At 70.2% G+C, this 8,543-nt stretch carries 7 protein-coding genes, 1 pseudogene and 1 riboswitch; all 8 genes and pseudogenes read right to left on the bottom strand.

Going from position 1 to position 8,543, the window contains the following annotated elements; genetic code table 11:
- Positions 1-498: pseudogene (locus tag HW445_RS11100) on the bottom strand (ABC transporter permease subunit); the annotation flags it as partial.
- 53 nt (positions 499-551) lie between these two features.
- A complete protein-coding gene (locus HW445_RS11095; RefSeq protein WP_180220857.1) occupies positions 552-1,628 on the bottom strand; it encodes a thiamine ABC transporter substrate binding subunit in 1,077 nt (358 codons plus the stop codon).
- A gap of 76 nt (positions 1,629-1,704) precedes the next feature.
- A riboswitch (TPP riboswitch) is annotated at positions 1,705-1,810 on the bottom strand.
- A 57-nt stretch (positions 1,811-1,867) separates the two neighbouring features.
- Positions 1,868-2,974 (bottom strand): 23S rRNA (adenine(2503)-C(2))-methyltransferase RlmN, encoded by a 1,107-nt coding sequence (gene rlmN, locus HW445_RS11090; protein ID WP_180220856.1) that lies wholly within the window; start codon positions 2,972-2,974, stop codon positions 1,868-1,870.
- Positions 2,975-3,144: 170 nt separating this feature from the next.
- Positions 3,145-4,461, bottom strand: a complete 1,317-nt coding sequence (locus HW445_RS11085; protein ID WP_180220855.1) for a phosphatidate cytidylyltransferase — start codon at positions 4,459-4,461, stop codon at positions 3,145-3,147.
- Positions 4,461-5,018, bottom strand: coding sequence for a ribosome recycling factor (gene frr / locus HW445_RS11080; protein WP_151775483.1), 558 nt, complete (start codon positions 5,016-5,018; stop codon positions 4,461-4,463). Before frr ends, HW445_RS11085 begins: the two co-directional genes overlap by 1 nt.
- 188 nt (positions 5,019-5,206) lie before the next feature.
- Positions 5,207-5,965, bottom strand: a complete 759-nt coding sequence (pyrH, locus tag HW445_RS11075; protein WP_151775482.1) for a UMP kinase — start codon at positions 5,963-5,965, stop codon at positions 5,207-5,209.
- A gap of 191 nt (positions 5,966-6,156) precedes the next feature.
- Positions 6,157-6,993 carry a translation elongation factor Ts gene (gene tsf, locus HW445_RS11070; RefSeq protein ID WP_180220854.1) on the bottom strand — a complete coding sequence of 279 codons (837 nt, stop codon included), beginning with the start codon at positions 6,991-6,993 and terminating at the stop codon, positions 6,157-6,159.
- A gap of 195 nt (positions 6,994-7,188) precedes the next feature.
- Positions 7,189-8,073: a 30S ribosomal protein S2 gene (gene rpsB, locus HW445_RS11065; RefSeq protein WP_180220853.1), complete on the bottom strand. Its 885-nt coding sequence runs from the start codon at positions 8,071-8,073 to the stop codon at positions 7,189-7,191.
- Positions 8,074-8,543: the final 470 nt, after the last annotated feature.

Raw genomic sequence — 8,543 nt, 5'->3', positions numbered from 1 at the left:
CGAGGCGCCGAGCATCCGGGCGGCCTCCTCCTGCCCCGGGTCGAGCTGCGCCCACAGCCCGCCGACCGTGCGCACGACCACCGCGAAGTTGACGAAGACGTGCGCGAGGAGGATCGCCCACACGGTGCCGTCCAGCCGGACGCCGCACAGCTCGTCGAAGAGTCCGCCCCGGCCGATCACCGCGAGGAAGGCGGCGCCGGCCACCACCGTCGGCAGCACGAACGGCACGGTGACGACCGCCCGCAGCAGTTCCCGGCCCGGGAACCGCAGCCGGGCGAAGACGTAGGCGGCGGGCAGCGCGATCACCAGGGTCAGCGCCGTCGAGGCCAGTGCCTGCCACAGCGTGAACCACAGGACGTCGCGGACCTCCGGCCGTGCCAGCGTCCGCGCGGCCTCCGCGAGCCGCCAGGCCCCGTCCTCGCCGCGCAGTCCGCGCAGGACGATGGCGACGACGGGGTAGGCGAAGAAGACCGCGAAGAACGCGACCGGCACGGCCATCAGGCCGAGCCGCGCCGCGTCGCTCCGCAGCCTGCCCCGGGTGGCGGTGGTCGTCACAGGACGAGCGAGGTCCACGCGTCGACCCACTGGTCACGGTTGGCGGCGATCTTCTCGGGCGCCAGCGTCTTCGGGTCCTCGGCCACCGCGCCGTGCTCGGTGAACGCCTCCGGCAGTTCGGCGTCCGCGCGGACCGGGTTGACGAACATGTTGAGCGGCAGATCCTCCTGGAACGGCTTGGAGACCAGGAAGTCCAGCAGTGCCTTGCCGCCCTCGGGGTTCTTCGCGTTCTTCAGCAGGCCCGCGTACTCGACCTGGCGGAAGCAGGTCCCGGTGGCCACGCCGGTGGGCGCCTCCTCGGGCTGCGGGTCGGCGTAGATCACCTCGACGGGCGGGGAGGAGGCGTAGGAGACGACCAGCGGCCGTTCGCCGCCCGCCTGCTTGCCGCCGGCGGAGCCGGAGAACTCCTCGTTGTAGGCCTGCTCCCAGCCGCTGACCACCTTGAGGCCGTTGGCCTTCAGCTTCTTCCAGTAGTCCTGCCAGCCCTTGTCGCCGTACTCGGCGGCGGTGCCCAGCAGGAAGCCGAGACCGGGTGAGGACGTGCCGGCGTTCTCGGTGACCAGCAGGTTCTTGTACTCGGGCTTGATCAGGTCGCCGAGGGTCTTCGGCGGCTGGATGCCCTTCTTCTCGAAGTACGCCTTGTCGTAGTTGACGCAGACGTCGCCGGTGGTGACCGGGGTGGCGGCGTCGCCCTCGACCTTGAACTCCTCGCCGATCTTCGCCGACTCCCCGGCCCGGTAGGGCTCGAAGACCTCGTTGTCGAGGGCGCGCGAGAGCAGCGTGTTGTCCACGCCGAACAGGACGTCGCCCTGCGGGTGGTCCTTGGTGAGCACGGCCTTGTTGAGCGCCTGTCCGGCGTCGCCGTCCTCCAGGACCTTGACCTTGAACCCGCTCTCCTTCTCGAAGGCGGCGATCACCTCCTTGGAGGCGGCCCACGAGTCGTGGCTGACCAGGGTGACGGTCTTCCCCCCGGACGCCTGCGGGTCGTCCCCGGAACCACCGGAGCCGCACGCGGAGAGGGCGAGGGCGAGGACGGCCGCCGTCGCGGCGGCGGGCTTCTGGCGGATGTGCACGGTATTTCCTCCTGGCTGACCAGGAAGAGACGCGGCCCTGCCCGGGGACCTCAACGGTCCCCGGGCAGGGCGCAACAGCTCGAGTTGACCGAACTCCCTACCCAGAATGACCTGGGCGAGGTTCAGAGGGTCTGCGGTCGGTACCGCACTCTCAGCGCTGCAGCGCTCCCCTGTCGGATATCACTATGCGTATGTAGGTGTTGCGTACGACGGTGGGTGCCGCGTACGCCGGGGTCAGATTACCGCTCGGTGGCGGCCAGCTGACCACAGGCCCCGTCGATCTCCTGACCTCGGGTGTCGCGGACCGTCACGGGCACCCCGTGCGCCGCGATCGCCTCGACGAACGCCTTCTCGTCCTCGGGCCGCGAGGCGGTCCACTTGGAGCCCGGCGTCGGGTTCAGCGGGATCAGGTTGACGTGCGCGGGCCTGCCCTTGAGCAGCCGGCCCAGCCGGTCGCCGCGCCACGCCTGGTCGTTGATGTCGCGGATCAGCGCGTACTCGATGGACAGGCGCCGCCCGGACCTCTCGGCGTACTCCCAGCCCGCGTCCAGCACCTCACGCACCTTCCAGCGCGTGTTCACCGGGACCAGGGTGTCGCGCAGCTCGTCGTCCGGGGCGTGCAGCGAGATCGCCAGGCGGCACTTGAAGCCCTCGTCGGAGAACCGGTTGATGGCGGGCACCAGGCCGACCGTGGAGACGGTGATGCCGCGCTGGGAGAGGCCCAGCCCGTCGGGCTCCGGGTCGGTGAGCCGGCGGATGGCGCCGACCACCCGGTTGTAGTTGGCGAGCGGCTCGCCCATGCCCATGAACACGATGTTGCTGAGCCGCGCGGGGCCGCCGGGGATCTCCCCGTCGCGCAGGGCCCGCATGCCGTCCACGATCTGGTGGACGATCTCCGCGGTGGACAGGTTCCGCTCCAGCCCCGCCTGGCCGGTGGCGCAGAACGGGCAGTTCATGCCGCAGCCGGCCTGGGAGCTGATGCACATGGTCACCCGGTCCGGGTAGCGCATCAGCACCGACTCGACGAGCGTGCCGTCGAACATCTTCCAGAGCGTCTTGCGGGTGGCGCCCTCGTCGGTGGACAGGTGCCGCAGCGGCGTCATCAGCTCCGGAAGCAGCGCCTCCTGGAGCTTGGCCCGCGAGGCGGCGGGGATGTCCGTCCACTGCTCCGGGTCGTGCGCGTACCGCGCGAAGTAGTGCGTCGAGAGCTGCTTGGCGCGGAACGGCTTCTCGCCGATCGCGGCCACCGCTTCCTTGCGCTCGGCGGGCGTGAGGTCGGCGAGGTGCCGCGGCGGCTTCTTGGCTCCGCGCGGGGCGACGAAAGTGAGTTCTCCGGGCTTAGGCATGGCGTTACCAGTGTGGCAGATCGAATCCGTGCCCCTGCCGGACCGCCCGGGCCGTCTCCGGTGAGCTACGTCTCCGCGACGTCCGGGCCGCCTCCGCGCGGGGCCCGGCGACGGCGAAGCCCCGTACCGCGGCCGGGGCGGAACGGGGCTTCTTCGCGTGTCGGGTGTGCTCAGCTGCCGACGAAGATCTCCAGCAGGAGCCACACCACGGGGGCCGTGGGGAGCAGGGAGTCCAGGCGGTCCATGATGCCGCCGTGACCCGGCAGCAGCGCGCCCATGTCCTTGATGCCCAGGTCCCGCTTGATCATCGACTCGCCGAGGTCGCCCAGTGTGGCGCTGACCGCGACGGCGAGGCCCATCAGCAGGCCCTGCCACCAGGCGCCGCCGTCCACCAGGAGCGTCATGCACAGGACGCCCGCGACCATGGAGAAGCCCATGGCGCCCAGCAGGCCCTCCCGGGTCTTGCCGGGGCTGATGCGGGGTGCCAGCTTGTGGGTGCCGAACCGCCATCCCACGGCGTAGGCGCCGGTGTCGCTGACGATGGTCAGCAGGACGAAGGTCAGCACCCGCTCCGGACCGTCGTCCGCGGCCAGCATCAGGGAGACGAACGTCGCCAGGAACGGCACGTAGAAGGTGGCGAACAGGCCGGCGGTCACGTCCCGCAGGTAGTCCTGCGGGGGCGAGGTCATCCGCCACACCATCACCGCGAGCGCGGTGAACGCGGTCGCCAGCCAGGCCCCCTGCGGCCCCGCCGCGTAACCGGCGATCACCATCGCCGCACCGCCGACGACCAGCGGCACCAGCGGCGCCTTGATGCCCTTGCGCTCGGCGAGCCGGGAGGTGAGCTCCCACAGGCCGACGCCCACGGCCGCCACGACGACGCCGACGAACACCGCCTTCACCACGAACAGCGCGACCAGGACGAGCACGCCCAGACCGACGCCGACGCCTATCGCGGCGCCCAGGTCGCGTCCCGCGCTCTTCTTCTTGCGCTGCCGCGGTTCCTCCGGCCCGCGAGGGGCCGGGGAGGGCTGGGAGGCGTCGGACATGGGCTCCTGCGGCTTCTCGCTGACGACGGGCATCGGGCGGGTGTGCTGGACGGCGTCACCCTGCGGCACGAATGCACCGCGCTGCACAGGTGCCCCGTGCTGCACGGGCGCATGCCGCACGGACCCGTGCGGCGCGGACGCGGTGCCCTCCTGCGCGGGCACGCCGTAGGACTGCCCGTGGTCACCGTGCGGCCCGGGGGCCCCGGAGATCCCGGCCGCGCCGGGAACCCCGGGCGACCTGTGGACATCCCGGTAGGCATCCTGCGCCACCGGCGTCGCATACGCGTCACGCGGCGCGAGTGCCGCATGCGCATCGTACGCCGGACCCGTCGGAACAGCTCCCTGGACGGGGCCGCCGGGCGTTCCATACCTCTGCTCGTGCTCGGACGGCCACCCGTGTCCTGCCTGCGGCGGCGCCCCCCAGGAAGAGTCGTTCATCAGACTTCGAGCAGCTCCGCTTCCTTGTGCTTGAGCAGCTCGTCCACCTGGGCGACGTACTTGGCGGTGGTGTCGTCGAGTTCCTTCTCGGCGCGACGGCCCTCGTCCTCGCCGACCTCGCCGTCCTTCACCAGCTTGTCGATGGCGTCCTTGGCCTTGCGGCGCACGGAACGGATCGAGACCTTGGCGTCCTCGCCCTTGGTCTTGGCGACCTTGATGTAGTCGCGGCGGCGCTCCTCGGTGAGCTCGGGGAACGTCACGCGGATGATGTTGCCGTCGTTGCTCGGGTTCACGCCGAGGTCGGAGTCCCGGATCGCCTGCTCGATGTTGCGCAGGGCGGTCTTGTCGAACGGGGTCACCACGGCCATGCGCGGCTCCGGCACGGAGAACGAGGCCAGCTGGTTGATCGGCGTCAGCGCGCCGTAGTAGTCGGCCACGATCTTGTTGAACATCGCCGGGTGCGCACGGCCGGTGCGGATCGCGGCGAAGTCCTCCTTGGCGACCACGACGGCCTTCTCCATCTTCTCCTCGGCCTCGAGGAGGGTCTCTTCGATCACCACTTGCTCCTGCGTGTCTTGAAGTAGGCCCGTCCGCCGCTCCTGTGCGCGCCGGCGGACGGTTGCGTCGCGTCTTCTGCCTGCACGGTTCCGGACCGGCAGGACATTGTCCATCCCCCGGCCAGGTCACGCCCGGACCGGGGCACGGGGCGCCCACCCGGCGTCGGCCGGGTGGGCTGGTACACCGGTCAGTCCCGGCGGCCCGGGTCGCCCACGAGCGTGCCGATCTTCTCACCATTGACGGCCCTGGCGATATTGCCCTCCGCCAGGAGTTCGAAGACGAGGATCGGCAGGTCGTTGTCGCGGCACAGCGTGATCGCGGTCATGTCGGCGACCTTGAGGTCGCGGGTGATGACCTCGCCGTAGCCCAGCGAGTCGAACTTGACCGCGGACGGGTTGGTGCGGGGGTCGGAGTCGTAGACCCCGTCGACGCCGTTCTTGCCCATCAGCAGGGCCTCGGCGTCGATCTCCAGGGCGCGCTGGGCGGCGGTGGTGTCGGTGGAGAAGTACGGCATGCCCATACCGGCGCCGAAGATGACCACACGGCCCTTCTCCAGGTGGCGCACGGCCCTCAGCGGGATGTAGGGCTCGGCGACCTGGCCCATCGTGATGGCGGTCTGCACGCGCGAGTCGATGCCCTCCTTCTCCAGGAAGTCCTGGAGGGCGAGGCAGTTCATCACCGTGCCGAGCATGCCCATGTAGTCGGATCGGGCGCGGTCCATGCCGCGCTGCTGCAGCTCCGCGCCGCGGAAGAAGTTGCCGCCGCCGATGACGACGGCGATCTCCGCTCCGTCACGGACCACGGCGGCGATCTCGCGCGCGATGGCATGCACCACGTCCGGGTCGACGCCGAGTCCGCCGCCGCCGGCGAACGCCTCGCCGGACAGCTTCAGCAGATACCGGCCGCGTTCTTTGCCGTCGTCGCTCTTCTCGGCCTTCGTGGTCATGGGGAGTCTCACTTCGTTTGCAGTGCACACACACGAAGAAGGCCATTGCCGGTGGGGTGTGGTTCGCATCCCATGCGGCAATGGCCTCCCTCGTCAGATCTGTTGTCGCCCGCCGCGCGCGAGTGCGCGGCGGCGTACCCGGACGACTGCTTCCGACCTTAGCGGTCGGATCCGCCGATCACGGTACTGACTCAGATGCCGACCTTGATGCGCGCGAAGCGCTTCAGGGTGACACCGGCCTCGTCCAGAACCTTCTGGACGGACTTCTTGTTGTCCAGCGCGTACGGCTGGCCGAGCAGGGTGGCGTCCTTGAAGAAGCCGTTCACCCGACCCTCGACGATCTTGGCGATCGCGGCCTCGGGCTTGCCCTCGGCGCGGGTGGTCTCCTCGGCGATGCGACGCTCCTTGTCGACGACGTCGGCCGGCACGTCCTCCTTGGAGAGCCACTGCGGCGCGAACGCGGCGATGTGCTGGGCGATGCCCTTCGCGACCTCGGCGTTCTCCTTGTCGAGCTCGACGAGGACACCGATCTGCGGGGGCAGGTCCGGCATGGTGCGGTGCATGTACGCCAGGACGTAGCCGTCCTTGAACTGGGCGAAGCGGTCCAGGACGATCTTCTCGCCCAGGTTCGCGTTGGCCTCGTCCACGAACGCCTGCACGGTCTTGCCGGCCTCGATCTCGGAGGCGAGCAGGGCGTCGATGTCCGCCGGGGAGGTCTTGACGATGTGCTCGGCGATGGCGTTGGCCACGGCCTGGAACTTCTCGCCCTTGGCGACGAAGTCCGTCTCGCACTTCAGCTCGACGATGACACCGGCGGAGTTGTCGTCGGCGATGATCTCGACGACGGCGCCGTTCTCGGCGGAGCGGCCCTCGCGCTTGGCGACGCCCTTCTGGCCCTTGATGCGGAGCGCCTCGACGGCCGCGTCCACGTCGCCGGCGGCCTCGTCCAGGGCCTTCTTGCAGTCCATCATGCCGGCGCCGGTGAGCTCACGCAGCTTCTTGACGTCGGCGGCGGTGTAGTTCGCCATGTCTGTGCTTCTCTTCTCGGAGTACGAGTGCGAATGGAAGATCTACGGGCCCGGACGGCGGGTCACGGATCGCGGATCATGGATCACGGATCCACCGACACGGCGGGCGGCGCGGAGGGCGCCGCCCGCCGTGTGGTCACACGATCAGCCGTACGGGCATCGCCGCCCCGGACCTCGCGGTCCGGGGACCGGGCGTCAGGCCTGCTCGCCCTCGGCGGGCTTCTCGGCCTCGGCGGCGGGCGCCTCCTCGGCCGCGGGGGCCTCGGCGGCGGGGGCCTCGGCCGGCTTCTCGGCCTCGGCGTCGGTCTTCTTGTCGCCCTCGAGCAGGTCGCGCTCCCACTCGGCCAGCGGCTCGCCGGCGGCCTTCTCGCCCTTGTTCTCGGCGGCGCCGGAGCGGGCCATCAGGCCCTCCGCGACGGCGTCGGCGATCACGCGGGTGAGCAGGGTGACGGAGCGGATCGCGTCGTCGTTGCCCGGGATCTTGTAGTCGACCTCGTCGGGGTCGCAGTTGGTGTCGAGGATGGCGACGACCGGGATGTTGAGCTTCCGGGCCTCGCCGACCGCGATGTGCTCCTTCTTGGTGTCCACGATCCAGACGGCGCTGGGCACCTTCTGCATCTCGCGGATACCGCCGAGGGTCTTCTCCAGCTTGGCCTTCTCGCGGGAGAGGACCAGGAGCTCCTTCTTGGTCAGACCGGACGCGGCGACGTCCTCGAAGTCGATCTGCTCGAGCTCCTTGAGGCGCTGCAGACGCTTGTAGACGGTCGAGAAGTTGGTGAGCATGCCGCCCAGCCAGCGCTGGTTGACGTACGGCATGCCGACGCGGGTCGCCTGCTCGGCGATGGCCTCCTGCGCCTGCTTCTTCGTGCCGACGAACATGACCGTGCCGCCGTGGGCGACGGTCTCCTTGACGAACTCGTAGGCGCGGTCGATGTACGACAGCGACTGGAGCAGGTCGATGATGTAGATGCCGTTGCGCTCGGTGAAGATGAAGCGCTTCATCTTCGGGTTCCAGCGACGGGTCTGGTGACCGAAGTGGACGCCGCTCTCCAGCAGCTCCCGCATCGTGACGACGGCCATGGCCGTTCTCCTTGAGGTTCTCGGTTGTGCCGCGGGTACCGGACGGTTCCCGCGCCTGACGCCCGCGTACGACGCCCAGCCATGAAGGACCGAGGGGCGCCGACCCGGACCGCCGGCTTGCGCCGGGGTCCTCATCGAGGCGTGCGAAGTCGACCCGGTGACCCGGATCGCCTCAGAAAGTGTACGGGACTGCCGGGGCCGCGAGTGACGCCACCGTCCACAACCGGCGAGTACTCCACAGGCGTGGCCGGTTTCCGGCCGATTCGCGGCACGGTTCGGGCATGCGAGAGAAGCGAACGCGGCAGGCCGGCCGAGCCGGATGGACCTTGTGCGCCCTGGCGGGGGCGGTGCTGGGAGCGGCCGCCGCACCCGATCCGCCCCCTGCGGATCCGCCGGCTCCGGGGTTGTCCGCATCGCCCCCGGCGGGCAGCGCACAGGACCCGCCCCCTGCGGTGCCGGAGGAGGTGCCG

This window comes from Streptomyces sp. UH6 (assembly GCF_013421635.1).
GTDB classification, from domain to species: domain Bacteria; phylum Actinomycetota; class Actinomycetes; order Streptomycetales; family Streptomycetaceae; genus Streptomyces; species Streptomyces abyssomicinicus.
This window is presented reverse-complemented; position numbering and strand designations above follow the sequence as displayed.

Coding starts and splice junctions, on each gene's coding strand:
- rlmN (WP_180220856.1), bottom strand. CDS start 2,974: ATGCCTAAGCCCGGAGAACTCACTTTCGTCGCCCCGCGCGGAGCCAAG.
- pyrH (WP_151775482.1), bottom strand. CDS start 5,965: ATGACCACGAAGGCCGAGAAGAGCGACGACGGCAAAGAACGCGGCCGG.
- rpsB (WP_180220853.1), bottom strand. CDS start 8,073: ATGGCCGTCGTCACGATGCGGGAGCTGCTGGAGAGCGGCGTCCACTTC.
- HW445_RS11085 (WP_180220855.1), bottom strand. CDS start 4,461: ATGAACGACTCTTCCTGGGGGGCGCCGCCGCAGGCAGGACACGGGTGG.
- tsf (WP_180220854.1), bottom strand. CDS start 6,993: ATGGCGAACTACACCGCCGCCGACGTCAAGAAGCTGCGTGAGCTCACC.